Origin of the sequence: Streptomyces chartreusis NRRL 3882, assembly GCF_900236475.1 — a bacterium.
Classification (GTDB): Bacteria; Actinomycetota; Actinomycetes; order Streptomycetales; family Streptomycetaceae; genus Streptomyces; species Streptomyces chartreusis_D.
On the sequence record NZ_LT963352.1, the window covers coordinates 8,793,414 to 8,820,112 of the forward strand.

Below are 26,699 nucleotides of genomic sequence, written 5' to 3' on the forward strand. Positions count from 1 at the left end.
GCGCGGTCTCGTAGGTGGCCCAGGCCGACACAGCGAGACGGCTGCGACGACGGCGCCAGAACAGCCGTGTGCCGGCCGATGTCCGCCGTGCCGTACCAGGTGCGTGGAGATGTCCGTCTGGACGATGGCCTGCCAGACTCGTCGATCTAGCTGGGTAGGGTCGGCGTGAGGCGACTTCGGAGGTCTCCGGTGTGAGTGAATGTGCCTTCTGCAGGATCGGACAAGGCGAGATCGATGAGGACTTGGTCGCCTACCGTTCGGAAAACGTCTTCGTCGTCCCTGCGCTCAAGCAGCGGCAGAACAACCCTGGTCACGCCCTAGTCCTGCCTGTGTCACACGTGACCGACCTGCATGACGTACCAGCTGATCTCCTGCATGAGATCTTCGAGGTCACGGCAAGACTGACCTCTGCGGTGAAGGACGCCTATGGGGCTGTCGGAAGCACGGTGACGCAGAACAACCACATCCCAGGTCAAGTGCTTCATCACGTACACGTTCATGTCGTCCCCCGGTTCGAGGACGACGGCTTTCGCATGCCGGACCCGGCACTGCGTGAAGCACCACGAGACGTGCGACTTGCCCGAGCTGCCGCCCTCAGGAGGCATTGCAGCTGGGAGCTTGAGCCTGGCGACGGTTGAGTGACGTGATCGGGCGTCCAGGCACTGGGCCAAAGGTCCCTGCGGGGCAATAGGTCAAGACCTGACCTAGAAGCCACCTAGCGTAAGAACGAGCCGCACGCACTCAGGAGGGCATCTGATGACCGTAAAACCGATCCCGGACGGCTACCACACCGTCACGCCGTGGATCATCTCGCGCGACACCGCCGGGCTCATCGACTACTTGAAGGAGGCGTTCGACGCAGAGGAGATCGCCCGGGTCGTCGGGGACGACGGCCGGATCGGGCACGCTGAGGTACGGATCGGCGACTCGATCGTCATGCCGTTCGACGCGCCGCCACACTGGCCGCCGACGCCCGCCTTCCTGCGCCTCTACGTCGAGGACGCCGACGCCGCGCACCGCAGGGCCATCGCGGCCGGCGGTACCTCCGTGACCGAAGTGACACACCTCTTCTTCGGCGACCGGGTCGGACGGGTACGCGATCCGCTGGGCAATCTGTGGTGGCTCCAGACGCGGGTGGAGGACGTCAGCCCGGAGGAGATGGAACGCCGCCTGGGCGACCCGAAGTGGGCCGAGGCGATGGCGTACGTCCAGGGTGCCGACTTCTTCCCGGAGGTTTCCGGCTTCGAGGGATGACCCACCTCCGCGGGGGGTGGGGCGCAGGCCAGTCACCCCCCAACTGGCCGCCCATTGGGGCGTTCACCCGGCCACCAACAGCTGGCCGTCGAGCCGGTTCGCGTGTGAAGACTCACCGCCCGTCGACGGCACTCGCGATGCTGGTTCTCGACATGGCCGGGGACAACGACGTCTCCGCCTCCACCGTGCGCCGCTGGGTACTGGAAGTCCTCGGCCTGCTCGCTGCCCGCGCCCGTGTCTGGACCGTGCCCTGAAGAAGATCGCCCGTCGGGGCGGTGCGGTGGTCCTGCTGGACGGCACCCTCGTGCGCACCCGCCGCCGCACCGGGACGGACAACCGCAAGAACCATGGCGGGAAACACAAGGCCTATGGCCTGCTCTTCCTCGCACTGACCGACGAGAGGGGAAACCTGATCTGGATCTCTTCCGCAGGCCCCGGCCGGGCCAGCGAGATCACCGCCGCCCGCCACGACCACATCACCAGGCCCGCCTCACCGACGCCGAGAAGGAGGCGAACCGGCTGGTCAGCCGAACGCGCCGCCGTCGAGCACGGCTTCGCGAACCTGAAGACCTGGCGCATTCTGACCAAGGGCCGCATGAACGTCCATCACGCCACCACGCTGCTACGAGCAGCACGAGGACCGCGTCACGGACTCACACCAGTACCACGACCTGCGAGTTCACGATGAAACGATCTCATTGGCGAACTGATCCTCGAATGCCCTCCGTCGCTGGTTGCCGATGCCCTCGGGTACGGCCACCAACTGACGTTCCTGCATGCCGAGAAGGCTGCAGAACCCTGGGCGCGTTACGCGGGCCGCTGTGTCCGCTCACCGTGATGCACGCAGCATGACTCCTCGTCCGGGGCGTAGCGTTGACCGCCTGAACCCGCACAGATGAGAGGGCGCAAGCGTCCTGCGAGCAACCGCGCGGTCCTGCCAGGGACTGAGAGCCCGGTGTCTATACCTTGCTCGCGACCACCATGTAGTTCTCGGCCTCAAGATCGAACGTGCTCACTTCCGTCCGGAGTCCGACCCGGTGCAGCTCGACTTCGAGTTCCTCGTACCGGTAGGGCCAGCAGGACAGCAGTTCCGAGCGGACAAGAACCAGCCCAGTCGCATCAACTTGGGCGATCGCAATCTCGATGTGGTGCTCGTCCTCCCAATGCGGCGCAATCTCCCAGCGGTAGACCACGACGGCATCGCGACCGTTTCGTCGGACGAGTCGGTCCCTGATGTCCAGCCGGGAACCTCTGGCCCTCACGAGTTCCCAGGTGCGGGATGTGAGCACCAAGCGCCCGCCGGGGCGCAGAAGCCGTGACATCGACTCCAGAGCAGCACCCCTGCCTGTCGCGCCCGCGGCATGGTGAAGCGAGTTGCCAACGCAGAACACCATGTCGAACGTGTCGTCCTCGAAATGATCGGGCAACTCTTCCCAGTTCGCCCGCACGGCCCGGACGCAGGCCCCGAACTCCTCAGACAGCTCTGCAGTCCGGCGAACCATCGCTTCGCTGGCGTCAGTTGCGACAACCCGCATGCCACGACCGGCGAGGCCAACCGCCAACTGTCCGGTTCCGCACGAACAGTCGAGGACGTGAGCGTTCGACGGCAGGAGACTGAGGACGTCATCGAACGACGCAGCGAACTCGGCGGGAGGCAACTTTGCATCCGAGATGAGCCATTCGTACACCTCGGCAAGCACGTCATATCCCGTCACAACCACTACCTCCGTCACAGCGGACTCACGGTGGGACGTCAGCCCATCAGAGGAGCAAGCCGGGCACCAATGGTTTTCGCAAGGACAACCCGTCCGCCCATGCCGCGGATAGCGCGAGCTGATCCGCTCGGTCATTCGCCGTGTTCGGCGCTTGACTCCGAGGTCAGGGACGCCAGCCCCATCCCCTCGACACGGTCCGGCACCAACCGCATCCCGCCCGCACCGGGCCCAGCCGCGACGCGCTCCGGCTCCGGCTCCACGATGCCCGACGGCCGCCGTCCCCCGTCCGTCGCCTCGGCCCACTGCCCGAACACCACCTCGGCCGCCTCCTGCCGGCCCAGCTCGGCGTCAACCTCCGCCAGCTCCTCGCGCAGCAGCTCGGCCCGCTCAGTCAGTCGCATCCGCCGCTCGATCGTCCACGTCAGCACGTCACCATGCGCCTCCCTCCCGTTGCGGAACCTACGAGACGCCTCAAGCGGACCACCTCAGAACCCGCGAACCGGCCCGTGACGGAGGATCACCTGCTAATGATCACGTCCTAGACCAGCACGAGCGAGTCAATCTCCACCCACGCCAGAGCCCGACCTGCGAGTAGCGGGGCGCCGCCACGCCATTTACGGACGGGAAGCCAGTTACGGACGAGGGGCGGCTGATCGAATCAGCCGCCCCCCGGATCCGCTCGGGTCGATCGGGCCGGTCTACGGAATGAAGCCGTAGTCCAACTGACCGGCCAGCCTCGTCCTGTCGTCCTTCAGGGACAGTACGAGCGTGCGTGCGAGGGTGCCGCCGAAGCGGGTCCCGCCGTCAGGCGTCGGCACCGTGTCGATGAAGCTCTCCACCAGCCCGTTGGGCATCACGTAGTGCGAGTACTGCTGTGTCGGGGCGTCCTCGGGGTTGCCCAGGACCAGCGCGCTGCCGTTGAGCGGCCGGTAGTCGCTGCGCAGCCCCGGGCCGACGAACCCGTAGAGGCCGTCCCATCCGCTCAGCCCCGGCGCGAACGTGAACTTGTGGCTGATCGTGAACAGGTAGTACTTGCCGCCGCGGATGATCAGGTGCGGCCGTTCGGTCTGCTGGTTCACGCAGTTGGCCGAGAGCAGCGGGGGCTGGAGTTTCCAGTTCTCCATGCTGTCGCCGTCGGCCGTGGCCAGCCCGATGTTGCCCGTGTAGTACTTCGAGTCCTCCGGCACCTCGTGGCCGGCCGGGAGGTCACCCAGGTCACGCTTGGTGCACTGGTACGAGCCCGCGGTACCGCCCGTGTTGCCCTCGAACAGCAGGTGGACCTTGCGGTCCCGCGGGTCGCGGAAGACGAACGGGTCGCGGAAGGCGTAGATGATCGGGCCTTGTTGCGACTGTTCGAGGGTCTGGTACATCTTGCCGTCGGCCTCGGCGATGATGCGGTGGTCCCGGAAGCCGGAGAACCACACGCGGTTCTTGTCCGCGTGGATCTTGCCGGTCGCCTGCGCCAGACGCTGCAGCGCGTCGCTGGGGTCGACCCCGCCGTTGTCGTGCCCGGAGGCGGTGTAGAAGGACTGCACCTTGTCGCCGACGAGCGCCGTCGAGCCGGCCCACTCACGTGAGCCGAACGAGGTGCCGGCCGGGAACAGGTCGCCGCCGTACTTCCAGCTCTTGGCGTCACGCGAGTAGAAGTAACCGATCTTCGCGTACCAGTGCCGGTCACCGAACGGCACCGAGCGCGGGGCCGTCAGCGAGAAGATGACGTGCCAGCCCTTGTACGTGGCGGTCTGGGTGTTGAGCTTGGTGAGCGGCCAGGTGTCCCACACCCACACCTTGTCGGTCATCACCGGGAAGTCGGGTGACACGCGAGGGGCGGTGTTGGTGCTGTCCTGCTTGAGTTTCAGGGCGTCCGCGCGGGACCAGACGGCTGTGTAGTCGTCGTCGGCGGTGTACTGCCGGGTGCCCGTCCGGGACGCGTCGTGGGGGGAGGCGGAGGCGGGAGTGATGATGCCGCTCAGCGTCGCGAAGGCTGCCAGACCCGTCGCCAGCCGGAGCAGCACTCGTCTTGCTCTGTACATACGTCACCCTTGGGGGGAAGAGGGAACGAATGGAAGCTGTGGAGCCGGTTCCATCGCTGACGCTACCTCAGTTTTGCGGGAAAAGGGTGAACTTGTGAGGTGAAGATTTACGAACGAGCAGCGGTCGGAGTCGCGCTGTGGAAGTTAATGGAAACCGATCCAATGCCGTCGGCGCGGCGCGGATCAGGCTCCCGCGACGGCCGTCGTACGCCGGGGCACGAGCTCCAGTTCCAGCATCTTCTCGACGGGCTCGCCGAGGGGCCGGCCGATGCGTTCCAGCAGCATGCGCGCGGCGATCCCGCCGCTGGCGCGCAGGGGCTGGCGTACCGTGGTCAGCCCTACGTAGGCCGCCACGTCGAGGTCGTCGAAGCCGACCACGGACAGTTCCTGAGGAACCCTCACGCCCGCCGAGTTCGCCGCCTCGATCACGCCCAGCGCCCGGGTGTCGGATGCGGTGACGATCGCGCTGGGGGGCTCCGCGAGGGCCAGCAACTCGTCGGTGAGGCGGTGCGCCACGGCGCGGCCGTGGGGTCCGGCCCGCACGTACCGCTCCTCCAGCGCGAGGCCGTACGCCTTCAGCGCCAGCTCGCAGCCCTCGCGGCGACGGGCGCTCGCGCTGAAACGGAAACGGTCGTCGGCGACGTCGCCCATGAACGCGATGCGACGATGGCCGAGTTGCAGCAGATGACGCGTCGCCAGCATGCCGCCGCGCACGTCGTCGATCACCACACGTGGCAGGTCCGGGTGCTCACAGTCCAGCAGCACCGTGGGCAGACCGACCCGTGCCAGCTGCTCCGCTTCCTCGTCGGTGGGCGCGAGCGAGATCGCCAGCAGCCCGTCGAAGCGGTCACCGGCCGCCACCGCCCGGTACTGCTGATCGCGCTGATCCGGTGTGGCCACGTCGAGCAGAGTGAGGTCGTGGTCGCTACCGTGCAGTACGTGTGAGATGCCGCGCAGCCGCTCGACGACCGACGGCTCGGTGGCGAAGGGCGCGATGACGGCGATGCTCTGGGTGCGTCCCGTGGACAGGGCGCGAGCGCGCCGGTTCGGCCGGTAATCCAGATCCCGGATCACCCGCAGCACCCGCTCGCGGGTGTCCTCGCTGACGTTGCGGCTGTCGTTCAGGACGCGCGAGACCGTGCCGACTCCCACCCCGGCCCGGGCCGCGACATCGCCGATGGTCGCCCGTTCTCCCACGGCCGTACAGTACCCGAACTCGCAGATCGACCTGCTGACACGCACATCCTCAGCTGCCCGCCGGGCCCGTCGACTCCTCCTTCCCCCGGGTCGCTTGCGGGAGGGGCTCCGGACCGTCAGCGACCGCCCTCCCGGACGCGTTGCTCACCCGACCCCCGGACGACCAGCCGGGTGGGCACGGTGATCGTGCGGGCCCGGGAGCGGTCGCCGTCGAGCCGGGCCAGGGCGGTGGTCGCGGCGCTGCGGCCGATCTCCTCGGGCGCCTGGGCGACGACCGTGAGCGCCGGTTCCAGCGCTTCGGCGAGGGAGACGTCGTCGAAGGCCACGACGGCCACGTGTTTGCGCTTGCTGCGGGCGAGTTCGGCGACGATGCCCAGCGCCATGATGTTGTTGCCGGCGAACAGGGCCGTGGGGGGATCGGGCCGTTCGAGGAGTTGCGCCGTCACGGCCTCCGCCCCCTGCTGATCGTGCGCGCTGACGACCAGCGAGCGGTCGTAGGGGATGTCGGCTTCCCGCAGGGCGGCCCGGTATCCGGCGAGGCGTTCGCGGCGGGTGTACAGCTTCACCGGCAGGTCGCCGACGAACCCGATGCGGCGGTGCCCGTGGGCGATCAGGTGCGCGACGCCCTCCTGGGCCCCCGCACGGTTGGAGCTGACGACGCTGTCCGTGGACATGCCGACCCCGGGCCGGTCGAGGAAGACGACGGGCAGCCCCGCCGTGCGGTGCGACTTGAGGTCGGAGTGGTCGGCGCCGACGGACGGCACGACGATCAGGATGCTGACGCGCCGGGCGAGGAACTGGGCCGTCAGGGCGCGTTCGCGCTCGGCGTCGTCCGCGGACGAGCCCATGAGCAGCGTCAGTCCGCGGTCCCGGACCGTGTCCTCGATCCCGCGGGCCACGGCTCCGAAGAAGGGGTTGGCCAGGTCGGGGATGACCAGCCCTATGGTCGTGTCCGGACCGCCGACGCGGATGTTGCGGGCCATCAGGTTCGGCTGGAAGCCCAGCTCGGCGACCGCGGCGAGTACGTGCTCCCGGGTCCGGGCCGAGACGGGCCCGTCCTCGTTGAGGACCCGGGAGACCGTCTTGGCGCTGACACCCACTTCTCTGGCGACGTCGGCCAAGGTGGGTCTGCGGCTCGCTGCCATGGAGTAAACCGTCTCCTGGATGCTCCCGGTTCCGGGCCGCGGCCTCGGCCGGAACATGCGGGAGCGGGGTTGCGCTGTCAGGTGGCCTGTACTCCGGCGGCCTTCGCGGCCTCGGAATCCGCTACGACGGTATCTCCGGCCGCGTCGACGGTGAGTGCGCCGGTCATGATGGCGACGACCTCCGCCATGGAGTAGTCGGAGGGCTTGATGACGGCGGCGCGCCGGCCCAGGCGGTGGACGTGGATCCGGTCGGCGATCTCGAAGACGTGCGGCATGTTGTGGCTGATCAGGACCACCGGCATGCCCTTGTCGCGAACCCGGCGGATGAGGTCGAGGACCTGGCCGGACTCCTTGACGCCGAGGGCGGCGGTGGGTTCGTCCATGACCACGACGCTGCGGGCCCAGGCGACCGCGCGGGCCACCGCGACGGCCTGCCGCTGTCCGCCGGAGAGGGTCTCGACGGCCTGGGTCAGCGAACGCAGGCCGATCTTCAGGTCCGCCATGTGCTCGGCGGCCTCCTGGCGCATGCGCTTCTTGTCCAGCATGCGGAAGGCACTGCCGAGGACGCCCGGGCGGCGCAGCTCGCGGCCGAGGAACATGTTCGAGGCGATGTCCATGGACGCCGCCACGGCGAGGTCCTGGTACACCGTCTCGATGCCGTGGGCGCGTGCGCTCTGCGGACCGGAGAACTGGATCGGCTCGCCGTTCAGGCGGATCTCACCCTCGTCCGGCACCACCGCGCCGGTGAGCGCCTTGATGAGGCTGGTCTTGCCGGCGCCGTTGTCGCCGATGACGGCGAGGACCTCGCCGGGCAGCAGGTCGAAGTCGGCGCCGTCGATGGCGGTGACCTGGCCGTAGCGCTTGACCAGACCGCGGGCCTGCAGCACGGGCGTCTCGGTGGTGGTCGTGGTCATCGGGCCTTCCTCCGGGAGATCTGGTCGACGGTCACCGCGAGGATGACCAGGACGCCGGTGATCAGGGTCTGGTAGATCGAGGCGACCCCCATCAGCTGGAGCCCGTTGCGGAAGACGCCGACGATGAGGACGCCGATGAACGTGCCCAGGACCGAACCGCGTCCGCCGAAGAGGCTCGTGCCGCCGAGCACCACGGCGGTGATGCTGTCGAGGTTGTCGGTCTGCCCGGCCTGCGGATCGCCCACCCCGGTACGCGAGATGAGCAGCAGGGCGGCGATGCCGTAGAGGAGACCGGCCGCGGTGTAGACGCCGATGGTCAGGCGGGAGGTGCGGATGCCGTTCAGCCGCGCCGCTTCCGGGCTGTTGCCCAGCGCGTAGACGTGCCGGCCCCAGCCGGTGCTGCTCAGCGCGTAGGCGAGGAGGAGGAACAGGGCGATGGTGACCAGCGAGCCGTAGGTGATGTCGGTCTTGCCGAGCGGGAAGGTCTGCCCGAGGGCCGTCAGCGGGCCGGGCAGGTTGCTGACGGTCTGCTCCTCGGAGTAGATGTGCGTCAGCGCGAACGCCACGTTGAGCATGCCGAGGGTGACGATGAACGGCGGCAGCGGGACCTTCTGAACCAATGCGCCGTTGAGCATGCCGAAGCCGGCGCAGACGACCAGGCCCAGCGCGATAGCGGCGAGCGGCGGCAGGGAGCCCTCGGCGGCCATCTTCGCGATCACGATGCTGCCGAACGCCATCACCGCTCCGCAGGACAGGTCGATGCCCGCGGTGAGGATGATGAGCGTCTGGCCGATGGCCAGCGTGCCGACGACCATGACCTGCTGGACGATCAGCGAGAAGTTCCCGCCGGTGAGGAACTGGTCGGTCGAGGTGGCGAAGAAGACACAGGCCAGCAGGAGGGCGATCAGCGGGCCGGTGGTCGGTTGGGTGAGCAGTCTGCGGACCGTGGTCGGCGCCTTGAGATCGGCGTACGGCGTGGACGTGGAGGGTGGCGTGGACGTGGCAGTCATGCGAAGTCCTTGTCGGAAGACAGAAGTCCTTGGCCGTCCCTTCAGGGCGGCAGGAGGACGAGGAGGCGGCCGTCCCGGTTCGGGGAGGAGGGGCCGGCCGCCCCGCTGAGGGGTGTCGAACGCTGGCAGCGGGAGCCGACGGCTCAGCCCCAGCAGTTGTCCAGGCCGTAGGCGGTGTCCTTGGAAGCGACCCCGTCCTGCGCCTTGTCGGTGATCAGGGTGACTCCGGTGTCGGTGTAACCCGAGGCCTTCTTGCCGTCCTTGGCGTACGTCACGACGGCCTTGACGCCCTCGGCGGCCATCTTGAGCGGGTACTGCTGCGAGGTGGCGGCGATCTTGCCGTCCTTGACGGCCTTGGTGCCGGTGCAGCCGCCGTCGACGGAGACGATCAGGACGTCCTTCTCCCGGCCCTTGGCCTTGAGCGCGGTGTACGCGCCCAGCGCGGCGGGCTCGTTGATGGTGTAGACGACGTTGATGCCGGGCTCCTTCTGGAGGCAGTTCTCCATCGCCGTCTGGCCCTTGGACTGGTCGCCGCCGGTGTCCTGGGCGCAGGCGACGTCCTTGTCGGTGGCGCCGAAGCCCTTGAGGAAGCCGTTGTGCCGCTGGACGCCGACGGAGACGCCCGGCGCGAGGTCGAGGGCGGCTATCTTCGCGGTCTTGCCCTTCATCGCGGCCTTGGCGTACTCGCCGATCAGCTCACCGGCCTTGAGGTTGTCGGTGGCGAAGAGGGCGTCGACCGCGCTCTGCGGCTCGGTCGGGGTGTCCAGGGCGATGACCAGGACGCCCTTGGCCTTGGCCTTCTCGATCGCGGGCACGATCGCCTTGGAGTCGCTCGGGGTGATCAGGATGCCCTTCACACCGGCGGCGACCATGTTCTCGATCGCGGTGACCTGCCCGGCGTTGTCGCCGTCGAACTTGCCCGCCGCGGTCATGAGCTTGACACCCTCGGCCTTCGCGGACTTCTCCGCGCCCTCCTTCATCTTGACGAAGAACGGGTTGGTGTCCGTCTTGGTGATCAGGCCGACCTTGACCTCGCCCGAGCCGGTGCTCGTGCTGCCCGATCCCGATCCGGATCCACAGGCGGTCAGGGTGAGGGCCGCGACGCCCGTGCACGCGGCGACTCGGAGCAGGGAGGAGGGGAGACGAGAGGTGCGTGACATGAACGGCTCCAGCGGGATGTCGGGCGGGTGGCCGGCAGCGAGGACTGCCGTCCCGCGATGTCAACGATGACTGATGTCATCGTTGACACTGCTTGGCGAGGATGATGGACTCCGCTCACCGGCAACGTCAATGCCTTGCACTCGTCACAAATCGGCAACGCCCCTGGGCGGCTGCCCCGCCCCGAAGCCGTACACCGGCGTGCCCGGGTCATGCCCGTTTCCGCTCCGCGCGTCCCAGAGAAGAGCAGCCCATGAGCCGGATCACCGTCCTCGGAGAGTGCGTCGCCGACGCGTTCACCGAGCCCGCACCCGCACCGAACGAACTCGCCCTGCGCGTCCTGCCGGGCGGCGGGCCGGCCAACACGGCGGTGGCCCTGGCCCGCCTGGGCACCTCTGCCCGCTTCCTCGCGCGGCTGTCCGGCGACGTGTTCGGCCGCCTGTTCCGGGCCCACCTCGCCGCTTCCGGCGTGGACCTCTCGCACGCCGTTCAGGCCGCCGAACCCAGCACGCTCGCCGTCGCCGAACTGGACGCCCGGGGCCAGGCCGCGTTCTCCTTCCACGCCCAGGCCACCGCCGACTGGCAGTGGACGAGCGCGGAACTGGCCGGGGTGGACCTGGCCGGCACCGCCTGCGTGCACACCGGTTCGCTGGCCCTGGTCAGGGAGCCGGGAGCGGCGGTGGTGGAGGACTTCCTGGTTGCGGCCGCTCCCCGGGCCACCATCAGCATCGATCCCAACGTCCGCCCGCTCCTGGTGCGCCCCGAGGTCTACCGCGCCCGGCTGGCGCACTGGTGCGGCCTCGCGGACGTGCTGCGGCTGAGCGAGGACGACTTGGAGCTCCTCCTGCCCGGAACACCGCCCGAGCAGGCGTGCGACACCTGGCACGCGGCGGGGGCCCGGCTCGTGGTGATCACGCGCGGCGCGGAAGGAGCCCTGGCCTCACTCGACGGGGAGCGCGTGCGTGTGCCGGCGGTGGCGACGCCGGTCGTCGACACGGTCGGTGCGGGGGACTCCTTCACGGCAGGCCTGCTGCACCACCTCGGCACCCACGAACTCCTCGGCGGCAGACTGACGGACCTGCGCCTCGCCGACGTCGAGGCGGCCTGCCTGTTCGCCGTGCGGGTCGCGGCCCTGACCTGCTCGGTCGCCGGCCCGAACCCGCCCTGGCAGGACCAGTTGCCGCGGCTCACGCCGGGCGCCCGCGCGGTCCGGCACCTCGACTCCACCCGCTGAACCCCACCGGCAAGGACGGAAGACCATGACGAAAACCCTGCTCGCCGAGTTCACCGCCCGCGAGGGAGCGGAGGGCCAGGTCGCCCGCCTGATCCAGGAGTACGCCCTGAAGGTGCGCGAGGAGGAAGGCAACCTGGCCTTCGACGTCTACACCAAGACGGCCAGCCCCCGCGCCTACTGGATCTTCGAGGTCTACCGGGACGAGGACGCCTTCCAGGCACACCTGAACGCGCCGTACGGCGGCCCGTTCAACGCCGCGCTCACTCCGCTGATCGAGGAGGACGCCTCCGTGCTGACGTTCCTCGATCCGCTGGCCACGCGTCCCTGACGGGTGCCGGCCGAGGCCCGCTCGCCGGAGGCCCCGGGGCGCGGCGTCGTGCGGAAAACTCCGGTGCGTCGCCTCGCGCACATCTGCGACCATCCCCGAATGGCGCACACTTTCGAATCGCTGGTCATCCGGCACACCCATCGCCTGCCCTTCCCCAGGGGATCCGCAGGGGAAGGCGCCACCGCCGCCCGGCAGTTCGACGCGGCGCTGACCTCCGTGGGCTTCAAGCTCTCCGCCGAGCTGCTGGAGCGGCTGTCGGGGCTGTCCGAGGCCGCGGTCGTGCACACCGCCCGGCGAACGCTGGCCACCGTGAGCGAGATGGTGGGCGACCACGTCCGGCACAACTCCTACTTCATCGACTTCCCGGCGAACGTGCCGGACACCGAGGAGTTCTGGATGGGGTGCGTGGCGAAGGCGCTCGCCGACGACACCTCGCGCGAGAACGTGGCGGCGCAGCTGAAGCGCGGGGTCCTGAACCTGCTCAGCCTCCCCACGTACGGCCGCTACCAGCACACCTACGAGGAGATGCTCGCGGCGCAGGACGAGCTGATCGCCTCGGCGGGCGACCGGGTGACCGTCCTGCACCTCGGCCGGGACCTGGACGCCGAACTCACGGACCTCTACCTGGCCCTGGCGGGCAGCACGACGCCCCTGGGCGAGGAGCACCTGCGCGACCTCAGGATCCTCGCCGAACGCTGCGCCGACGGCCCCCAGCCGGAGTCGATCCCCGTCCGGGAGAACCGGGCGGTCGTCAACGAGGCCCGCCTCGGTGTGGGCGCCGGCCTCCTGCTGGACACCGTCACCGACGTGCTGCGACTGGCCTGCGCCCTGTCGGGCGGCGACGTGACGCTCCAGGAACCCACCCGGTTCCGGACGCTGCCGCGGCCGGTCCGCCGGGGGCTGCTCGCGGGCCTCGACGCGGTGGTCGCGGCGAACCCGGCGAAACTCGCCGACGTGCACGCGTACCGGGAGCCCTTCAAGCGCCTCGGCGAGCGTCTCCACCCGCACGAGTACCCCCGCTGGCCGCACGCCGCCGAGGTGTTCGCCGTGGCGCGGGGCGAGAAGGAGGCCCGTTCCTTCGACAGCCGCGTCGAGAAGCTGCTCGACGAGTACGACGTCACCGGTGCGGTGAAGCTGCTGAAGTCCGCTCCCGGCAAGCTGTTCCGCGCCCTGGACCTCCTGCTGCGCGTCGCCGCCGGCCAGGAGGAGCGGGACGCGGTGGTGGCCGCCGCGATGGAGGTCGCTCCCGAGGTCTCCGGCCGGGTCGTCCTCTCGGTCCGCGAGCACTTCCACAACCGGGAGCGGGAGACCGACGCGCCCCGCATCTTCGTCAACCGCCGCGGCCGCGCCTGGGTGACCCGCGACGACCGGTTTCCGGTGCCGGCCGCGGACCGCGATCGCCTGATCGCCGCCCTCGACGCGGAGGTCCGCCGCCGCCTCCCGGCGCCGCGCCGGCTGCTGCTCGACCCCGAAGTCCTCGACGTGGCGCTCCCGCTCAGCGGCAGGGCGACCACGGCCGGGTTCGGCGTACTGCCGCGGGGCTCGCTCTCGCGGGTCGACGGCGAACTGCTGCGCTTCTTCGTGTACTGGAAGCAGACCGAGGTCCGCACCGACTACGACCTGTCGGCCCTGCTCCTGCACAGCGACTACAGCACCGACTGCTGGCTCTCCTACACGTCCCTCAAAACCGTGGGGGGCCGGCACTCGGGCGATGTCACCGAGGCGCCCGACGGGGCCTCGGAGTTCATCGATCTGTCCCTGGACCGGGTGCGCGGCACCTTCATCGTTCCGCAGGTCAACATCTACGCCGGCGAGGGCTTCGAGGAGGCCGAGGAGTCGTTCTTCGGGTTCATGCTGCGCGACCGTGCGCAGAAGGGCCGCCCGTTCGAGCCGCGCACGGTGCGGATGAAGTCGGAGCTGCGTGGCGTCGGCCGGGTGGCACTGCCTCTGGTCTTCCGACGCGGGGACGACGGCAGGTGGAGTGCGAAGTGGCTGCACCTGTATCTGAAGGGCATCTCGGAGGCGAACCGGGTCGAGGAGAACCAGGTGTCGGTGTCCAAGGCGGTGCGTGCCCTCGTGGAGCGGGAGCAGCTGACGACGAGGTACCTGATCGACCTGATGTCCCACGACACCACGGCCGTGGACCTGTGGGACGGCGGGCCGGTCCCTGAGGAGCCCGTGACGTACATCGGTCTCGAACGGCCCGAGGGGCTGCACCCGGACTCCCGGATCATCACCCTCGAAAATCTGCGCGACCTGATCCCGGCCTGAGTGCTAGCGTTGCCGACGGCGAGGCCATGAAGGGGCTTCCTTCTCATTCACTCCAACTGACTCGAGTTCCTTCGCTCTCCTCGCCCTCGACTCCGGCCGGGAGGCGCCCGCGTGGCGCCTCCCGGCTTTCGTACGCCGACCGCTCGTCAGCGCCAGATGGACTTCAGCCGCCACGCGCGGAGGCTGTCGAGGGTGGCGGTGCCTCCTTCGGCGAACACCTCGACGCCGGTGCTGGAGGGGTAGGGGAAGATCTGGTCGGTGATCACGGACTCGCCGCGGCCGCCGAAGACCTCCACGGACGACCAGTCGACGAGGATCCGCAGTCTGACCTTGCCGTTCTCGGCCTTCAGAGGTGCGCTCTGCACGCCGGGGAAGGTGCTGTTGAAGTCCCCGGCGCCGGATCGGCTGCGGTCGACGTACAGTTCCTGGGAGGCGGTGTCGTAGCCGATGACGGTCTCCTCGCCGCCCGCACCGGTGCGCACCTTCAGGCCGAAGCGAGCCGCGTCCTTGAGGGAGAAGGTCGCCTCGATGTCGAGCGCCTTGCCCTTGGCCCCGAGGCCGGTCAGGGACTTCGAGGTGCTCTTGACGCTGACACCGGACGCCGTCGCCGGCTCCGTCTGCCGCAGGGACTCCAGGCTGCCCACCGGCTTGCTGGTCAGCCGGATCCGGCCGTCGAGGGTACGCAGGGCCATCTCCCTCGGGACGCTCTGCACGCCGCGCCACGGGGAGGTGGGGACGGACTGGCCGTAGTCCCAGTTGTTCATCCAGCCGATCATGTAGCGCTTGCCGCCCGGCGCGTTCTCCCAGGACACGGCCGCGTAGTAGTCCTTGCCGTAGTCGGCCCAGCCGGCGCGCTGCAGAACGGACTCGGCGGGCTTGTCCGCGGCTGTGAACCGGTCGGCCAGTACGTGGCCCCAGCCTCCGGTGTGCGTGTCGACGATCCGGATCTGCGCCTTCTTGCCGACGTAGGGGCGCATGTCGAAGGACGCCCAGTCCATGGCCTCACTGTCGGTGCCGGTCACGCTGCGGACGACCTTGCCGTCGACGATCAGGTTGACGGACGTCTCCTGGGAGGCGCGCCGGACCGGGGTGTCGGACATGACGATGTGGTCGGCGTTGACATGGCCCCAGCCGCCGGTGTTGTCGTCGACGATCCTGATCCGCGCCTTCTTTCCGGCGAGGTCGCCGACGTCCCACGAGGCCCAGTCGAGTGCCTCGGAGTCCTTCCCGGTGGCGCTGCGCACGACCTGACCGTCCACGAGGAGCTCGACGGCGGTGCGGTTGGCCGCGTCTGCCGGGTGGTTGCCGCCGCCGATGAGGAAGTTGATGTGCTTCTTGCCGACGGTGAACTCGGGCGAGGTGAGGGTGCCGGTGGTGGAGTCGCCGCTTCTGAAGGTGTTGACCAGGCCGCTGCCCAGGTATCCGGAAACCTGTTGCTGTCCGGGGAGTGTGCCGGTGGCCGGTGCCGTGCCGAAGGCGTCCCCAGTCGCCGTCCAGTCGCCGTAGCCGCCGCCCTCGAAGTCGGCGAGGACCGTGCCCTCGGGCGCGGTGCCGTCCAGGACGGTACCGGCCTGGTGCGGATGCCGCCCGCCACCGGTCTTGAAGTTGAGGTACGGGCTGGTCACGGTGAAGGAGGGGGAGGTGAGGGAGCCGGTGGTGCCGTCACCGCCGTGGAAGCTGTTGGCGAGGCCCTTGCCGTCGAAGCCCGAGACGGCTTGCTGACCGTCCAGCGTCCCGGTTGCCGGCCCCTGGCCGAACGCGGTCCCGGTCGCCGTCCAGTCCCCGAAGCCGGCGCCTTCGAAGTCCTGCACGACGTCGCCCGCGGGCGGTGTGTAGGTGCCCTTGTCCTCAGGGGTGAACTTCTTGCCGTCGAAGTCCCCGACGAAGTACTGGGCGGCCGAACCACCCGCGATGCCACCGGGGTTGAGGTTGACCACCAGAACCCACTTGATCCTCTTCGGGTCCCCGTCGACCGCGAGGGGGAACAGGTCGGGGCACTCCCACACGCCACCCGTCGCACCGGCCGGCCCGAACTCGCTCTGCAGCTCCCAGTCCTTGAGGTTCTTGGACGAGTAGAACCGCACCTTGTGCTCGGTGGACAGTGAGACGGTCATCAGCCAGCTCTTGGTCGGCGCGTACCACTGCACCTTGGGGTCGCGGAAGTTGTCGGAGCCGATGTCGAGGACGGGATTGCCCTGGTACTTGGTCCAGGTGCGGCCCTGGTCGGTGCTGTAGGCGAGCGACTGGGCCTGCTTGCCGCCGTGCCTGTAGGCACTGGTGTAGATCGCCACCATGGGCGGGTTCTCCCTGGTGCCGAACCCGGTGGTGTTGTTCCAGTCGACGACGGCGCCGCCGGAGAAGACCATCTCCTCGTCGTCGTGCGACAGGGCGAGCGGCAACTCCTGCCAGTGCACGAGGTCCTTGCTCACCGCGTGCCCCCAGGACATGTCGCCCCAGGAGTTGCCGTTCGGGTTGTACTGGTAGAAGAGGTGGTACTCGCCCTTGTAGTACACCAGGCCGTTGGGGTCGTTCATCCAGTTCTTCTGCGGGGTGAAGTGGAACTGGGGCCTGTAGGTCTCGGTGTAGGCCTGTGCGACGCCCTGCGGCGTGAGCGGGGCCGCCGACAGGGCGAAGACGGTCACCACCGTCGCCACCCTCATGCGGGCCTGCCGGGATACGCGTATACGGCTCATAGCGGCTCCTTGTCCCACGTCCGTCGACGCAGCGGTGAGGGAAGCGCCCTGCGCGACGACCGAGAAGTGCGCCCCGGCCCGACGAAGGCTGCCCCGCCGTCGCCCGAGGGTGTCATCGTTGACTTGTGTCATCGATGACAGTTGCTGCCCGATTATGAGACGCAGTCAGGTGGTCGCGTCAACGGTGTGGCTGCGAATTGCTCCCCACGACGGCGACGACCCACGATCACGCACGATCACCGCCCGGCGCGACAAGATGAACCGGGCCGCAGCCCTCATCCGGCCCATCGCCCGCTGCCTCCTGAACCGGCACCCGCCCCGGAGGGCACGACCCGACGCAGCGCCGAGGAGTACGCCGCGGCCGTTCCCTCCCTCACCGGACCCGCACTGATCAGAGTCGCCGATGTCCTCTTCGACGCCACCGACAAGGACGGCAACCAGACCATCGACGCGGACGAATACCGCGCCCTGTTCCGCACCGCCTTCCAGCGCGACGCAGCAGGCCCCGGGACGGGGTACACGCGCAGCGCGTTCATCAAGGACTTCCTGTCCTTCATGACCGGCCGCCTGCGCACCACCCGGTCGGCCCATCGACCCATCGGCCGCCGACCGGCAGGGCGGATCAGCGCAGTCCGGCGAAGAGATCGTTCTCGGGCACGGCCGCGCCGGTGGCGTCCTGGACCCGCACGAAGGTCTCCATGCCCATCAACTCGCCGAACCTCTCCTTGCCCATCCTGAGGAAGAAGATGTTCTCGCCCTGACTGGCGTGCGCGGCCAGCGCGTCGAACTTCTGGCCGCTGAACGCGGTGGTGTCCACCCACGTGGTGATCTCGTCGTCGGGAAGGCCGATCTCGGCCAGCGCGGCCGCCTCGGCCGGATCCGGCTCCGGCATGTCCTCACCGAACTCGCGCATGATCTCGCCGAACCGCTGCATCATCGAGCGGGGCATCGTGGTCCAGTACACCTTCGGTGTCAGCGCGGTCATCTCCAGCGCCGCCATCGTGATGCGGTGGGCCTGGATGTGGTCGGGATGGCCGTAGAAGCCGTTCTCGTCATAGGTGACGACCACATCGGGCCGGTAGTGCCGCATCAGTTCCGCGAGCCGGGCCGCGCCCTCCTCCACGGGGGTCTGCCAGAAGGACCCGGGGGCATCGTTGCTCGGCCAGCCCATCATCCCGGAGTCGGCGTAGTCCAGCATCTCCAGATCGCTGACCTTCAGAACACCACAGCTCGCTTCGAGCTCCTGACGGCGCATCGAGGCGACCGCCGCCGGATCGTGCCCCGGGTCGCCTGGCTTGACACCCCCCGGCCCATCACCGCAACCACCATCCGTACACGTCACGAGAACCGTGCGGATACCTTCCGCCGCGTAGCGAGCGAGAACTCCTCCGGTTCCGGTGGCCTCGTCGTCGGGGTGGGCGTGCACTGCCATGAGCGTCAACGGCCGGTCAGTCATGAAGCGGTCCTCCTGCAGAAATACGTCGTGGTCCGGGCGCGGGGCGGGCCTGCTGCGATCCTGGGGCCGGATCCTGGTACGGACGACCTTCGAAGCCCCAGAGTCCCCCGCCCGTGCGGCACTTTCCCCTCGATCGATGCAACCGCGCCGACCGGGCCGGCTGTTCCCGGCGCTGCCGCTCGGCCTTTCGGTGTCGGCGTTTCAGCACCGTCGCCGACAGCAAGCTCAATCTTCCCGAGGTCCCCGGGGACCGCACCGAGTCGACGGCCGCATTCGCTGATGCCCCGACAGAACCGACTGCAGCGCTCGGCAGCTATCGCCGGGACAGGACACGCAGTTGGGACATCCAGCTCGGCATCCAATGGATGAAGCCCACCGTCGCAACAAGGCTTCCCAGTGTCACGAGGAACGCCCCTGGATAGAGGTGGTTCACCCAGCAAGGCTGCCACTCGCTGCGGCAGGGGCCCGAGGAGCCCTTACCGGGTATGGCGCGGGATGCGGCCAACGCGCTCACCAGGGCCACGGCCGCGTACACGACGCCGGCCACGATCCAGCGAGGCGAGTACTCGCTCCCGTTTGAGGAGACCCGGCGGAAGGAGCGCTGGGCGGCAGTGAACGTGATGGGGAGCAGCACGCCGACGGTGGCGCCGAATCCGATGCCGGATCCCGGCCAGTACGCGGCCAGATCCCACACCTCGTCACCGAGCCACAGCGACAGTGCAAGAAATCCGCCGAGGGCCACGAGCGCGGCGGCCGGCTTGCTGTTCTGCTTCCACTTGGTGCTGGACGCCGAACGCTTCATCAGCGGTCCTCTCGATGGTCATGTGCGTGCCGCGGTGCAAGTTGCTCAGCCTAGGAGCATGCGGGACATACTCTCCCGGGCCCCTGGTGAGGGTGGCCCGGACGCCCTCAACCCCCATGCGGTCCCGCCCACCCGCAACGGATCCGGCTCGTGGACGGCCACTGCTGAAGCAGCATCACTTGGGCGGCGGCACTGCGGAGCGCCCCCTGCCCCCAGGCCGCTGGGGAAGGTCGTGGCGGACCAACGCCTGGGCGAACGGTTCTCCGGTGGCCCGGGCGTAGGCCATCCGCTCGCGGACCTCGCTGAGGGTGCGTGGGCGGTAGCCGGGGCCGCCGCAGCAGCTCTTGTGGAAGCGCACACCGGCGTGCAGCAGCACGGAGAGGGTGCGCCAGGCCGCGGTGTCCCGCCTCTTGGGTGCCGCGAAGGCGGAGCCGACGTGGATCAGGGGTTCGGTGCAGCGTGGACAGACCCGGTCGTGGTCGTGGTAGCCGGGGTAGGGCTGCTTGTACGAGGCCCGGCAGGGCAGGCAAACGTACGAGGTCTTTCCGTGGGCCATGCGGCCAGAGTAGAGCCGTCCCAGGTTCGGGCTCGACGGAGTTTCGGCCGCGCAGCGGTCACGGGTCAGCGCAGCCGACCGGCCTCGTGAAGCGCGTCGAAGACCAGTTCGTCGACGGCGGAGACGCGGGCCCTGTCGGCATAGCGGAACCAGGCCTTCTCGGCGATCTCCCACGAAGGGATCAGTTCGCCGCGATGATCGGCGATGTAGCAGATCATCCGGAACGGGCCGTGCTCCGGATGACCCTCGCCGATCTCGAAGGTGCCGAAGTGCACCATGGACCCGGGGTCGACCGCCGCCCGCAGTTCCTCGTCGATCTCCCGCACCAGAGTCTCGCTGGGCGACCGCCGACAACTGTGGCCGGCTCCACGGCCCTCGCCGCTGACGAACCCGCTGGGAGGCCCGAGACGACATGCACGACGCCTTCCTCCCAGCTCGCCCACTGCATGACCCTCGCCCGCAAGCACCCAGCCTTCTGAAAGGACCCCTAAGGCCTGGCGGTCGGCGGTGCCGGAGAGGGTGCGGTGCCTGATGTAGTGGCGGGGGGTTGCGAGTCCCAGGAGGGCCCGGTGGCCGGGGTGGGCGTGATGCGATGGACGTCCGCCGTGGGGCGGGTTGTCCACCACATCACGGCCACCAGGCCGACGGCGCATGCACCACCGACGACCAGCCCAACTGGGCGGCGTCGGGGGGAGCGCACCAGGCGCAGGCCCACCCAGCCGACGCACGCCCCGCGAAAACCACGATCGTTGAGCTGAGGTCGCCGTTCTCGTAGCTGACCTGCAGGGCATCGTGGTTGGTGAACAACACCAAGAGCGTCGCGTAGAGCAGCGCGGTGACCGCACACAGCCCTTCCAAGAGCCTCAATACGCGTCGATCTCTACTCATGCCCTCTCCCCTCTCCGGGCCGATCGTGCTGGCGTCGGCTAGCCGGCGGCACTGACGGTCGGATCTGGACGACGGGCAGGTCGCATCGCCCGGTGGCAGCCCGCACACATCTTCAGCGCGTCGGGTTCCTTCTCAGGTCATGCACTGCGCGCTTCGGTGCGCTGGTAGACGTCGGGGATGCCATCGGCGTCCTCGTCGAGGTTTTCCTCCTCGAACAGGCGCCGGTAGACAGCGTTCCTGCGGCGCAGGAGCACGACGGCCAGCAGGGCGGCGGTGAGCGAGGCGATCAGGACGGCGGCCTTGACGTGTTCGCCGGCGGTCGTGCCGGGGAAGGCGAGTTCGCCGATGAGCAGGGCGACCGTGAAACCGATCCCGGCCAGGGTCGCCAGGGCGAGGACGTCGGCCCAGGCCAGGTCCGGGTTGAGCCGCGCGCGGGTGAAGCGGGCGGCGAGGTAGGTCCCGGCGAAGATGCCGAGGATCTTGCCCGCGACCAGCCCGATGATCACTCCGAGGGGTTCGGGGGTGGTGAACACCTTGCCCAGTGCGTCACCGGAGACGCTCACCCCGGCGGCGAACAGCGCGAACAGCGGCACGCACACACCGGCGGAGAGGGGATGCAGCAGATGACCGGTGCGTTCTGCGGGTGATTCCTCTTCGTCCCCGTCGCGCACCGTGCGCAGGAGCAGGCCCATGGCGACTCCCGCGACGGTGGCGTGGATGCCGCCGTTGTACAGCAGCGCCCAGATCGCCACCCCGAGCGGCACGTACCACCACCAGCCCCGCACCCGCTTCCTCTGCAGCACGTAGAAGACGACCAGCCCGGCGGATGCCCCCGCAAGCGCCCAGTGGTCGAGGTTCGAGGTGAAGAAGACGGCGATGATCAGGATCGCGCCGAGGTCGTCGACGACCGCGAGGGTCAGCAGGAAGGCCCGTAGGGCGGTCGGCAGGTGGGTGGACATGACCGCCAGGACCGCCAGGGCGAAGGCGATGTCGGTGGCCATCGGCACCGCCCACCCGTCCAGGCTGCCACCGCCGGCCGCGACCGTGACGGCGTAGAAGGCGGCGGGGACGGCCATGCCGCACACGGCGGCGATGACGGGCAGCGCCGCCGTCGCCGGAGTGCGCAGCGAGCCGACGACCAGTTCCCGCTTCAGCTCGATCCCGGCGACCAGGAAGAAGACGGTCAGCAGTCCGTCGGACGTCCAGTGGCCGACCGAGAGGTCCAGTCCCAGTGCGGGTATCCCGAAGTGGAAGTCGCGGATGGTGGTGTACGCGCTGCTGAGCGGGGTGTTCGCCCATACCAGCGCGACCACCGCGGCGGCCAGCAGGACGAGGCCGCCCACCGTCTCGGTACGCAGGGCCCGGGCCACTGCCTGTCGTTCCGGCCAGGAGAGGAGGCCGAGGAACGGGGTGCGGGGCGGGGTGGCGGCCAAGGCGGCTAACCTCCGGGATGTCGGCGAAAACGGGCACACAGCCCTACGGACGCCGACCAGACTTCCCGGCACACCCCGCGCCCTTGACGCGTTCTTTACACCCTACCCACAGGATGTCTGTCGGCCCACCCCACCTCATCCGCCAGGAACGGGCAGGCAGTGAGCTCGGTGACGTACTCGGGGAGGCACCGGTGCAGACGGGGTACACACGTGGCCTGGAGTGATCACGTCGGGCAGGAGGTCGCAGTGACGCTTTCGGACGTGGTCTACGTCTGTCTGGGCCTGGGCGCGCTGGGAGCGGCTGTGCTGCCCCGGGTGGTGTCCAGGCGACCGTTGACCTTGCCCATGGTCTTCCTCGCCGCCGGGGTTCTGATCGAGTTGCTGCCAGTGGGCGTGCCGGCCGTGGATCCCGTTCGTGAGCGCCTGTGGGTCGAGCACACCACCGAGGTGTGTGTGATCGTGTCGTTGATGGGCGCGGGGCTCGCCATCGACCGGCCCTTCGGCTGGCGCCGGTGGTCAAGCACATGGCGGCTACTGGGCATCACGATGCCGCTGACCATGGCGGTCGTCGCCCTGCTGGCCTGGGGGCTGCTCGACTGGCCGCCCGCTGCCGCCCTGCTGCTGGGGGCCGTGCTCGCGCCCACGGACCCCGTGCTCGCCGGTGAGGTGCGCGTGGGCGAGCCGCTGGGTACCGAGCACGACGAGGACGAGGTGCGGCTCTCCCTGACCAGTGAGGCCGGGCTGAACGACGGACTCGCCTTTCCGTTCGTCTACGCGGCCATCGCCCTCGCCGCGGCGGCCGGGACGGGGTGGTCGGCGGACTGGATCGGTGCGTGGGCGCTGACCGACCTGCTGGGCAAGTGCGCTGTGGGGCTGGCCGTCGGGGGTGGGGTCGGCTGGTTGCTGGGGTGGATGTTCTTCCGGGTGCGCGCGTCGGTGCTGCGGTTGTCGGAGCACATGGAGGGCTTCGTGGCGCTGGGGGCCACCTTCGTGTCGTACGGCATCGCCGAGGTGCTGCACGGTTACGGCTTTCTGTCCGTGTTCGTGACCGCGTGCGTCATCCGCGCCGCCGAGCGCAGCCACGGCTATCACAAGGTGCTGCACGAGTTCACCGAGCAGATCGAGCGGTTGCTCACGGCCGTCCTGCTGTTCCTGCTCGGCGGTTACCTGGTGGCCGGCGCGTTGTCCGCCCTGACCCTGATGGGCGCGGTGGTCGCCGTCCTCGTGCTCCTGGTCGTACGGCCGCTGACCGGGTGGCTGGCACAGGCACGGACCGCCATGGGGGAGAAGGAGCGTGCCGTGGTCGCCGTGTTCGGGATCCGGGGCATCGGTTCGCTGTTCTACCTGTCGTACGCGCTGGGGCAGGAATCCTTCGGCGGTCTGGAACGGGAGCTGTGGGCGATCGTGGCCCTCACCGTGGTGATCTCGGTGGTGCTGCACGGGGTCATGGCGACTCCGGCCATCGGTCACCTGGACCGGCGGCGTGACGGGGCGGAGCTCGGCGGCCGGTCGTAGGCGGCACAGGCGTACGGGCCCGTACCCACCAAGGCGCAAGGTGAGTACGGGCCCGTACCGGAGCCGGGCCGCCGGGGGCGGTCAGACGGTGGTCTTCACCGACTCCTGGTCTTCGCCGTCGTCGCTGATCTCACCGGCCTTGCGGGCGCGGACGAACTCCAGGAAGGAGCCGAGCTCGCGCCTGACGACCGGGGCGAGCAGGTACAGGCCGACGATGTTGAAGACCGACAGCAGGAAGAGCGCGGAGTCGGCGAGGCTGATCAGCGAGTCGAGGGACATCAGGGCGCCCAGGATCACGAACAGGCTCCAGACGGCCTTGAAGACGGTCTCGCTGGCCTTGCTCTTGCCGAACAGGTACGACCAGGCCTTGAGGCCGTAGTAGCCCCAGGTCAGGATCGTGGACAAGGCGAAGAGCAGCACCGCGACGGTGAGCACGGCCGGGAACCAGGGCAGCACGGTCTCGAAGGCGTCGGAGGTGATGGTGACGCCGCCGATGCTCTCGCCGGCGCGGGCCTCGCCCCAGCTGGCCGGGTTGGCGATGACGATGGTCAGCGCGGTCATGGTGCAGATGACGACCGTGTCGATGAACGGCTCCAGCAGGGCGACCAGACCCTCGCTCGCGGGGTGGTTGGTCTTGACCGCGGAGTGGGCGATCGGGGCGGAGCCGAGACCGGCCTCGTTGGAGAACGCGGCGCGCTGGAAACCGATGATCAGGGCGCCGAGCACACCGCCGGCGACGCCGTCGGCCTCGAAGGCGCCCTGCAGGATGGTCTGGAAGGCGTCCGGCACGTGGGCGACGTTGCCCAGGATGACGACGAGGCAGGCCACGATGTAGATGCCGGCCATTGCGGGCACCAGCCGGCTGGTGACCGAGGCGATGGAGCGGATGCCGCCGAGCAGCACGAGGCCCACCAGTGCGGCGACGACCAGGCCGAAGAGGACGGCACCGGCGGAGGAGGCCAGGAAGCCGTCCTCGCCGCCGAAGGTCGAGGCGACCTGCGCGTAGCTCTGGTTGGTCTGGAACAGGTTGCCGCCGAACAGGCCGAAGAAGAGGACCATGATCGAGGCGAGGACGGCGAGCACTTTGCCGAGCTTGGCGCCGCCGCTGCCGAAGCGCTCTGCGAGCCCCTTGGGCAGGTAGTGCATCGGGCCGCCGGAGACGGTGCCGTCGGCGTGCACCTCGCGGTACTTCACGCCCAGGGTGACCTCGACGAACTTGGTGGCCATGCCGAGCAGGCCGCACAGGATCATCCAGAAGGTGGCGCCCGGACCGCCGATGGAGACGGCGACGGCCACACCCGCGATGTTTCCGAGGCCGACCGTGCCCGAGACGGCGGCGGTCAGCGCCTGGAAGTGGTTGACCTCGCCGGTCGACCCCTTCTCGTCGTACTTCCCGCGCACCACGTCGAGCGCGAGTGTGAACTTGCGGACCTGAACGAACCCGAACCAGCCCGTGAAGACCAGACCGGCGACGACGAGCCAGGCGACGATGAGGGGAAGTTCCGTTCCGCCGACGGGAACCGCGTAGAAGACGACTTCGCCGAGCCACTTGGCTATCGGTTCGAAGAAATCGCTGACGGCTTCGTCGACGTTCTGGGTGACGGAGTCGAGTGACACAGTGGCTACCTCGTGGTGCGAGCCGGGGGCACGGGGAAGTGCCGCCGGTCGTGTGCGGTCTCTGAACGAACGCCGTTGTCCGATCGGCGACGCTGGGTGGGCTGTCCGTGGATGCGGATCGTGATCACCCGGGTACTGCTGCCTGCGCATGCCGACCGCTCCGCGCTGCGGTATTGAGCGCTTCCACCTGCGGAGTTGCGCAGTTCTACCACGGCCTTTGCCAAGTCTTTAGTGACTCAAGTCATATGACTCGCCGTTACGAACGAAAATGCCAGCGAGCGAGACCGGACCGTTATGCGGAGCCTGAGATCCGTTCACCGGGCATCTGTCGAGGAGGCTGCCAGGCTCGTCGCCCGCGTGCCCCCCGTCCCGGTACACCAGCGGGGGCGCGTCAGAGGTCCTGCGCGGGCCAGTCCAGCAGCCGTGCGCCGATCACCGCGGTCTGCAGCATGTACCGGTGGGCCGGATCCGCGGGGTTGGCGCCGGTGAGCTTGTGGATGCGTTCCAGCCGGTAGGTCAGGGCCCGCACGCTGAGGGTGAGACGGCGGGCCGCCTCGGCGGCCACGCAGCCGGAGTCGAAGTAGGCGGTGAGGGTGTCAAGGAGGGGCTGGGCGCCGCCGCGGGCCGTGGTGAGCGGGCCGAGGGCGGCGAGGACGAGTTCGGCCATGGCTTGCCGGTCTCGGGTGAGGACGGGGTAGACGAGCAGGTCGGCCGCGCGCAGGACCGGGTCCTCCAGGTCCAGGCGCTCGGCGAGTTCCAGGGTGTTGAGCGCCTCCTCGTAGGAGTGGACGACGCCGCCGGGGCCGGGCTGGGGGCGGCCGATGGCGACCCGGCCGCCGTCGGTGGCGGCGTGGGCCTGCTTCGCGAAGTGGGCGAGAACCTCGTCCTGGGGGCCGGGGGCGATGCACAGCAGCCGGCCGTCCTTGGTGGTGAGCAGGATGCTGCGGTCGCCGAAGCGTGAGATGAGGGCGCGTTCCACCTGGCGGGGGACGGGATCGCCCTCCTCGTAGGCGGTCGGACCCTCGGCGACGGCGACGGCATGGGCGTGCGAGAGACGCAGACCGAAGCGTTCGGCACGTTCGGCGAGGCGCCCGAGGTCGCTGCGGCCGTAGAGGAGGTCGTCGATGAACTCGCGGCGTGCCGCCTCCTCCTGCCGTACCGCCTGGCGCTGAGCCCGCTCGAAACCCTCGGCGAAGGCGTCCGTCACCTGCTGCACGGCGGCCAGGACGCTGTCCGCCGATGTGGGGCCGGCCGGCCAGGACGCGCGTGCGGCGGTCAGATGGGCGCTGACCAGGGGCCGCAGCCTGTGGCCGGCGTCGGCCGCCTGTTCCCCGAGGGCGCGACGGGAGGCGAGTTCCTCACGAGTGAGGCGCCGGCCCGTGGCCGCGACGTCGGCCAGTATCTGGGCGTAGCCCGCCAGATACTCCTCCGGAATCTCCAACTCCGCCATGGTGTCCCCGAGTTCTTTACGCGCCGCTGA

At 69.3% G+C, this 26,699-nt stretch carries 25 protein-coding genes and 2 pseudogenes; 10 read left to right on the forward strand and 17 right to left on the reverse strand.

The window, feature by feature from the left end; all coding sequences use genetic code 11:
• The first annotated feature begins 191 nt into the window (after nt 1-191).
• The 4 genes from SCNRRL3882_RS39600 to SCNRRL3882_RS39610 all read left to right on the forward strand — a co-directional run bounded on the left by SCNRRL3882_RS39600 (nt 192) and on the right by SCNRRL3882_RS39610 (nt 1,942).
• Entirely contained in the window at nt 192-638 is a 447-nt protein-coding gene (locus tag SCNRRL3882_RS39600) for an HIT family protein (RefSeq protein ID WP_010038615.1), read from the forward strand.
• A 118-nt stretch (nt 639-756) separates the two neighbouring features.
• Nucleotides 757-1,254: a VOC family protein gene (locus SCNRRL3882_RS39605; protein WP_010038616.1), complete on the forward strand. Its 498-nt coding sequence runs from the start codon at nt 757-759 to the stop codon at nt 1,252-1,254.
• 104 nt (nt 1,255-1,358) lie between these two features.
• The gene (locus SCNRRL3882_RS41240; RefSeq protein WP_173937343.1) at nt 1,359-1,508 is read left to right on the forward strand and encodes a hypothetical protein; all 150 of its coding nucleotides are present in this window, start codon (nt 1,359-1,361) and stop codon (nt 1,506-1,508) included.
• Between the two features lie 26 nt (nt 1,509-1,534).
• On the forward strand, nt 1,535-1,942 hold the full coding sequence (locus SCNRRL3882_RS39610) for a hypothetical protein (protein WP_173937344.1): 408 nt from the start codon (nt 1,535-1,537) through the stop codon (nt 1,940-1,942).
• A gap of 271 nt (nt 1,943-2,213) precedes the next feature.
• Here the strand turns inward: SCNRRL3882_RS39610 and SCNRRL3882_RS39615 are convergent, their stop codons facing one another.
• The 8 genes from SCNRRL3882_RS39615 to SCNRRL3882_RS39650 form a co-directional block, all read right to left on the reverse strand.
• Nucleotides 2,214-2,969: a class I SAM-dependent methyltransferase gene (locus tag SCNRRL3882_RS39615; protein WP_010038618.1), complete on the reverse strand. Its 756-nt coding sequence runs from the start codon at nt 2,967-2,969 to the stop codon at nt 2,214-2,216.
• Nucleotides 2,970-3,100: 131 nt separating this feature from the next.
• Nucleotides 3,101-3,397 (reverse strand): hypothetical protein, encoded by a 297-nt coding sequence (locus tag SCNRRL3882_RS39620; RefSeq protein WP_010038620.1) that lies wholly within the window; start codon nt 3,395-3,397, stop codon nt 3,101-3,103.
• A gap of 270 nt (nt 3,398-3,667) precedes the next feature.
• The gene (locus tag SCNRRL3882_RS39625; protein WP_050810212.1) at nt 3,668-5,002 is read right to left on the reverse strand and encodes a glycoside hydrolase family 68 protein; all 1,335 of its coding nucleotides are present in this window, start codon (nt 5,000-5,002) and stop codon (nt 3,668-3,670) included.
• Between the two features lie 183 nt (nt 5,003-5,185).
• A complete protein-coding gene (locus SCNRRL3882_RS39630) occupies nt 5,186-6,199 on the reverse strand; it encodes a LacI family DNA-binding transcriptional regulator (RefSeq protein WP_231911206.1) in 1,014 nt (337 codons plus the stop codon).
• A gap of 116 nt (nt 6,200-6,315) precedes the next feature.
• On the reverse strand, nt 6,316-7,344 hold the full coding sequence (locus SCNRRL3882_RS39635) for a LacI family DNA-binding transcriptional regulator (protein WP_102514940.1): 1,029 nt from the start codon (nt 7,342-7,344) through the stop codon (nt 6,316-6,318).
• A 77-nt stretch (nt 7,345-7,421) separates the two neighbouring features.
• The gene (locus tag SCNRRL3882_RS39640; RefSeq protein ID WP_102514941.1) at nt 7,422-8,258 is read right to left on the reverse strand and encodes an ATP-binding cassette domain-containing protein; all 837 of its coding nucleotides are present in this window, start codon (nt 8,256-8,258) and stop codon (nt 7,422-7,424) included.
• Nucleotides 8,255-9,268 (reverse strand): ABC transporter permease, encoded by a 1,014-nt coding sequence (locus SCNRRL3882_RS39645; protein WP_102514942.1) that lies wholly within the window; start codon nt 9,266-9,268, stop codon nt 8,255-8,257. Before SCNRRL3882_RS39645 ends, SCNRRL3882_RS39640 begins: the two co-directional genes overlap by 4 nt.
• 143 nt (nt 9,269-9,411) lie before the next feature.
• Nucleotides 9,412-10,428, reverse strand: coding sequence for a sugar ABC transporter substrate-binding protein (locus tag SCNRRL3882_RS39650; protein WP_102514943.1), 1,017 nt, complete (start codon nt 10,426-10,428; stop codon nt 9,412-9,414).
• A gap of 251 nt (nt 10,429-10,679) precedes the next feature.
• Between SCNRRL3882_RS39650 and SCNRRL3882_RS39655 the strand changes: the two genes are divergently transcribed.
• The 3 genes from SCNRRL3882_RS39655 to SCNRRL3882_RS39665 all read left to right on the forward strand — a co-directional run bounded on the left by SCNRRL3882_RS39655 (nt 10,680) and on the right by SCNRRL3882_RS39665 (nt 14,259).
• The gene (locus SCNRRL3882_RS39655) at nt 10,680-11,660 is read left to right on the forward strand and encodes a carbohydrate kinase family protein (RefSeq protein WP_010049270.1); all 981 of its coding nucleotides are present in this window, start codon (nt 10,680-10,682) and stop codon (nt 11,658-11,660) included.
• Nucleotides 11,661-11,685: 25 nt separating this feature from the next.
• Nucleotides 11,686-11,988, forward strand: coding sequence for a putative quinol monooxygenase (locus SCNRRL3882_RS39660; RefSeq protein ID WP_010049269.1), 303 nt, complete (start codon nt 11,686-11,688; stop codon nt 11,986-11,988).
• 99 nt (nt 11,989-12,087) lie between these two features.
• Nucleotides 12,088-14,259, forward strand: coding sequence for a hypothetical protein (locus tag SCNRRL3882_RS39665; RefSeq protein WP_010049267.1), 2,172 nt, complete (start codon nt 12,088-12,090; stop codon nt 14,257-14,259).
• Nucleotides 14,260-14,405: 146 nt separating this feature from the next.
• Here SCNRRL3882_RS39665 and SCNRRL3882_RS39670 read toward each other — a convergent pair whose 3' ends face one another.
• Nucleotides 14,406-16,952, reverse strand: a complete 2,547-nt coding sequence (locus tag SCNRRL3882_RS39670; protein ID WP_102514944.1) for a glycoside hydrolase family 32 protein — start codon at nt 16,950-16,952, stop codon at nt 14,406-14,408.
• Nucleotides 16,953-17,273: 321 nt separating this feature from the next.
• Here SCNRRL3882_RS39670 and SCNRRL3882_RS42080 point away from each other — a divergent pair.
• Nucleotides 17,274-17,531: pseudogene (locus tag SCNRRL3882_RS42080) on the forward strand (calcium-binding protein); the annotation flags it as partial.
• A gap of 43 nt (nt 17,532-17,574) precedes the next feature.
• Here SCNRRL3882_RS42080 and SCNRRL3882_RS39680 read toward each other — a convergent pair.
• The 4 genes from SCNRRL3882_RS39680 to SCNRRL3882_RS39695 all read right to left on the reverse strand — a co-directional run bounded on the left by SCNRRL3882_RS39680 (nt 17,575) and on the right by SCNRRL3882_RS39695 (nt 20,092).
• The gene (locus SCNRRL3882_RS39680; protein WP_029181754.1) at nt 17,575-18,408 is read right to left on the reverse strand and encodes a PIG-L family deacetylase; all 834 of its coding nucleotides are present in this window, start codon (nt 18,406-18,408) and stop codon (nt 17,575-17,577) included.
• 313 nt (nt 18,409-18,721) lie between these two features.
• Nucleotides 18,722-19,210, reverse strand: coding sequence for a hypothetical protein (locus SCNRRL3882_RS39685; protein WP_010048020.1), 489 nt, complete (start codon nt 19,208-19,210; stop codon nt 18,722-18,724).
• Nucleotides 19,211-19,385: 175 nt separating this feature from the next.
• A complete protein-coding gene (locus SCNRRL3882_RS39690) occupies nt 19,386-19,766 on the reverse strand; it encodes a hypothetical protein (protein ID WP_010048022.1) in 381 nt (126 codons plus the stop codon).
• 65 nt (nt 19,767-19,831) lie between these two features.
• Nucleotides 19,832-20,092, reverse strand: a complete 261-nt coding sequence (locus tag SCNRRL3882_RS39695) for a hypothetical protein (RefSeq protein ID WP_010048023.1) — start codon at nt 20,090-20,092, stop codon at nt 19,832-19,834.
• A 35-nt stretch (nt 20,093-20,127) separates the two neighbouring features.
• On the opposite strand from SCNRRL3882_RS39695, the pseudogene SCNRRL3882_RS42470 reads away from it, so the two are divergent.
• A pseudogene (locus tag SCNRRL3882_RS42470) lies at nt 20,128-20,245 on the forward strand (IS5/IS1182 family transposase); the annotation flags it as partial.
• A gap of 148 nt (nt 20,246-20,393) precedes the next feature.
• On the opposite strand, the gene SCNRRL3882_RS39700 reads toward SCNRRL3882_RS42470, so the two are convergent.
• Both SCNRRL3882_RS39700 and nhaA read right to left on the reverse strand, forming a co-directional pair.
• Nucleotides 20,394-20,654, reverse strand: a complete 261-nt coding sequence (locus tag SCNRRL3882_RS39700) for a hypothetical protein (protein ID WP_158688477.1) — start codon at nt 20,652-20,654, stop codon at nt 20,394-20,396.
• 137 nt (nt 20,655-20,791) lie between these two features.
• Entirely contained in the window at nt 20,792-22,087 is a 1,296-nt protein-coding gene (gene nhaA, locus SCNRRL3882_RS39705) for a Na+/H+ antiporter NhaA (RefSeq protein WP_010048249.1), read from the reverse strand.
• 246 nt (nt 22,088-22,333) lie between these two features.
• On the opposite strand from nhaA, the gene SCNRRL3882_RS39710 reads away from it, so the two are divergent.
• Nucleotides 22,334-23,602: a cation:proton antiporter gene (locus tag SCNRRL3882_RS39710; RefSeq protein WP_010048251.1), complete on the forward strand. Its 1,269-nt coding sequence runs from the start codon at nt 22,334-22,336 to the stop codon at nt 23,600-23,602.
• An 81-nt stretch (nt 23,603-23,683) separates the two neighbouring features.
• Here SCNRRL3882_RS39710 and SCNRRL3882_RS39715 read toward each other — a convergent pair whose 3' ends face one another.
• Together SCNRRL3882_RS39715 and SCNRRL3882_RS39720 are read right to left on the reverse strand one after the other, a co-directional pair.
• Entirely contained in the window at nt 23,684-25,219 is a 1,536-nt protein-coding gene (locus SCNRRL3882_RS39715; RefSeq protein ID WP_010048253.1) for an alanine/glycine:cation symporter family protein, read from the reverse strand.
• Nucleotides 25,220-25,610: 391 nt separating this feature from the next.
• Nucleotides 25,611-26,669, reverse strand: a complete 1,059-nt coding sequence (locus SCNRRL3882_RS39720; protein WP_010048256.1) for a PucR family transcriptional regulator — start codon at nt 26,667-26,669, stop codon at nt 25,611-25,613.
• Nucleotides 26,670-26,699 lie beyond the last annotated feature (30 nt).

What these genes read in the sequence shown, in the direction of transcription:
- SCNRRL3882_RS39605 (WP_010038616.1), top strand. Translation starts at nt 757, where the DNA reads ATGACCGTAAAACCGATCCCGGACGGCTACCACACCGTCACGCCGTGG.
- SCNRRL3882_RS39625 (WP_050810212.1), bottom strand. Translation starts at nt 5,002, where the DNA reads ATGTACAGAGCAAGACGAGTGCTGCTCCGGCTGGCGACGGGTCTGGCA.
- SCNRRL3882_RS39635 (WP_102514940.1), bottom strand. Translation starts at nt 7,344, where the DNA reads ATGGCAGCGAGCCGCAGACCCACCTTGGCCGACGTCGCCAGAGAAGTG.
- SCNRRL3882_RS39640 (WP_102514941.1), bottom strand. Translation starts at nt 8,258, where the DNA reads ATGACCACGACCACCACCGAGACGCCCGTGCTGCAGGCCCGCGGTCTG.
- SCNRRL3882_RS39645 (WP_102514942.1), bottom strand. Translation starts at nt 9,268, where the DNA reads ATGACTGCCACGTCCACGCCACCCTCCACGTCCACGCCGTACGCCGAT.
- SCNRRL3882_RS39650 (WP_102514943.1), bottom strand. Translation starts at nt 10,428, where the DNA reads ATGTCACGCACCTCTCGTCTCCCCTCCTCCCTGCTCCGAGTCGCCGCG.
- SCNRRL3882_RS39655 (WP_010049270.1), top strand. Translation starts at nt 10,680, where the DNA reads ATGAGCCGGATCACCGTCCTCGGAGAGTGCGTCGCCGACGCGTTCACC.
- SCNRRL3882_RS39660 (WP_010049269.1), top strand. Translation starts at nt 11,686, where the DNA reads ATGACGAAAACCCTGCTCGCCGAGTTCACCGCCCGCGAGGGAGCGGAG.
- SCNRRL3882_RS39665 (WP_010049267.1), top strand. Translation starts at nt 12,088, where the DNA reads ATGGCGCACACTTTCGAATCGCTGGTCATCCGGCACACCCATCGCCTG.
- SCNRRL3882_RS39670 (WP_102514944.1), bottom strand. Translation starts at nt 16,952, where the DNA reads ATGAGCCGTATACGCGTATCCCGGCAGGCCCGCATGAGGGTGGCGACG.
- SCNRRL3882_RS39680 (WP_029181754.1), bottom strand. Translation starts at nt 18,408, where the DNA reads ATGACTGACCGGCCGTTGACGCTCATGGCAGTGCACGCCCACCCCGAC.
- SCNRRL3882_RS39685 (WP_010048020.1), bottom strand. Translation starts at nt 19,210, where the DNA reads ATGAAGCGTTCGGCGTCCAGCACCAAGTGGAAGCAGAACAGCAAGCCG.
- SCNRRL3882_RS39690 (WP_010048022.1), bottom strand. Translation starts at nt 19,766, where the DNA reads ATGGCCCACGGAAAGACCTCGTACGTTTGCCTGCCCTGCCGGGCCTCG.
- SCNRRL3882_RS39700 (WP_158688477.1), bottom strand. Translation starts at nt 20,654, where the DNA reads ATGAGTAGAGATCGACGCGTATTGAGGCTCTTGGAAGGGCTGTGTGCG.
- SCNRRL3882_RS39720 (WP_010048256.1), bottom strand. Translation starts at nt 26,669, where the DNA reads ATGGCGGAGTTGGAGATTCCGGAGGAGTATCTGGCGGGCTACGCCCAG.